The organism is Streptodolium elevatio (assembly GCF_053592165.1).
The window spans coordinates 1-2100 of sequence record NZ_JBSFVE010000073.1 but is presented as its reverse complement, the minus strand read 5'-3'; the positions used below and the strand labels follow the sequence as shown (position 1 = coordinate 2100).

At 69.5% G+C, this 2100-nt stretch carries 2 protein-coding genes; one reads left to right on the top strand and one right to left on the bottom strand.

Annotated elements, in window-relative coordinates; translation table 11 throughout:
• Nucleotides 1–313: 313 nt before the first annotated feature.
• Nucleotides 314–892: a DUF7919 family protein gene (locus tag ACWD12_RS40970; protein WP_450103948.1), complete on the bottom strand. Its 579-nt coding sequence runs from the start codon at nucleotides 890–892 to the stop codon at nucleotides 314–316.
• A 291-nt stretch (nucleotides 893–1183) separates the two neighbouring features.
• Between ACWD12_RS40970 and ACWD12_RS40965 the strand changes: the two genes are divergently transcribed.
• On the top strand, nucleotides 1184–1801 hold the full coding sequence (locus tag ACWD12_RS40965) for a hypothetical protein (protein WP_450103947.1): 618 nt from the start codon (nucleotides 1184–1186) through the stop codon (nucleotides 1799–1801).
• The last annotated feature ends 299 nt before the right edge of the window (nucleotides 1802–2100 follow it).

Here is a 2100-nt window from a genome sequence, read left to right as displayed (position 1 = left end):
GGGCGGTGAGCGCGTCGTACTCGGCCTGGTCGACCGACAGGCCCCAGCGGATCTTCATCGCGATCCAGTTCCCGGTGTACTCGCATGCGTACGCCACGTACGGCGGCATCCACTCCGCCGGGTCCTTGTCCGCCTTGGAACGGTTCGACGCCGCCGACACCGCGATCAACAGCCGCTCGTCGTCCAGGTCGTTCGCGTACGCCTGACGCTCCGCAGCACTCCACGCAGACGCCCCAGCTGGCGGGGAGCGTCATTCTCGATGTGCGGTATTCCTGGCTGGGAAGCTCGGTTTTGTGCAAGGTGGGAGCGACCGCTACCGCTTGCGCCGGATCTCGCGTACCCGCTTGACCCCGTTCGGCGTGAGCGTGCTCAACCTGCCGTTCCGCAGGTGGACATGTGCGCCGGCGGGAAACCAGGGGCCGACACGGAGCTCCGCCCAGGAGTCGTCGTACGCCATCACGGCGTCGACGAACTCGGCAGGGGGCGCGTAGTCGTGCTCGATCACGTAGTGGATGATCAGGTTCGGGGCGGCGAACATCCGTCGCGGTGGCTGTAGGACAGGCAGGCGGATCTCGGCGCTGCCGAGGAACAACGACCGGTCGCCGTGGACGGTGTGCGGGAGCCCGTCCCGCAGGAGGTCCGGCGCCGGGCAGAACTCGCAGCAGTGGAACCCGCGGGTGCCGTTGGCGTGGCCGCCTGGGCCGTCGTGGATGCGAATCAGGGCCTCCACGAACCCGGTCGGCACCGCTGCGTGCCGGAACTCCCGGTCCCGGGCCAGCCAGCCGACCGCGACGCGGTGGTATCGCGGCAGGAAGACCACGTCCCCGTCGGGGAGGCGAATGGACTCCTGCTCCGCGTACGTGTACGGGGCCAGGTCGGCAAAATAGGTCATCAACAACGGGTGTTACCAGGGCTGTGTCGTGGAGGTACGGCCGTCCGCGGTGTGATGGATCACGGCACCGGGCGCCGTTGTTGGCCAGGGGCCGCAGGCGTGCGTTCGGGCTGGCGGGTACGTTCGGTCTGCTTCTTGAGCATCGGGGGCTGGGTGTCCGCGTATCGCAAAGCGCATCGCAGATCGGTACCCGGTGGCGTGGCGGCGGTCGTGGTCGTGTCTGTTCTGGTCGGCTGCGCACGAGGGTACGTTGTTCGGGAGGCAACCGGTTCGGGGAAGGGGACGGATTCTGTGGCAGCTGCGGGCCGTCAGGCCTCCTCACTGAGCGAGTCCGAACTGCGAGACCTCGTCCTTGACGGCGCGTCCCTTCCCGCGGGGCTGGAGGCGCCCACGGCGGCGCCGCCGATCGCGATCAGGCGCGCGTACGAGGACCGTTGCCAACCGCTGGCGGCGATGCTGTCAGGCGGTGTCGGCGATGAGCGGATCCGCGGCCACACGACGGCGGCATGGTCGGGCGGCGGGGACATCGCGTACACGATCGTGGTGATTGGCACGTTCCCGGGTGGGGAAGCCCAGTCGGTCATTGATGCAGGACTGCGCGCGCTCGACGAGTGCGGCTCCTACGCCGACATGGGTCCCACAGGAGTGCCGGCGTGGCATCGGCCCGAGCGCGTGCAGGTCCCCCCTGCGGGGGACTTCAGTGTCGGCGTCCGCCTCGCGCTGCCGCAGATGCCCGAGTCGAGATCCGCCACCGGTCACGTGATTGTCCGGGTCGGCGACGTGCTGATCGCGTTCCATCATTTCGACCCGATCGGCCAGACCCCGCCCATGCCCACGCCCGAGCTGGTCGCCGCCCAGGTCGCCCACGTGCAGGAGGTCTTGAACGGGCAGGTCCCGCCGACTGGTTGAGGGGTCTGTCCGTGGCAGGCGGGAAAACACGGTGCCAGCTGCGGTCATGCTCTCCCGGCCGCCCCGATCCGGCCGCCCACCGCGGCCACTTGGTTGCCCGCGCGGGGTCTCCTCGGACGACGGCACGGGCCCCGCGAGCCCCCCGTGGCCCGGTGCGGGCCCCCGAGCTTCCCCTAACTCCTCGTGCGCGCTGATCCGCCTCTGAGAGGGCGGTATGTGAGTTGATGTCCGTGATGGTGTCGCCTGAACGTGTGGCTCTGGGGGTATAGGGCTGATCGCGGGGCGGGGTCGTGCTGGAC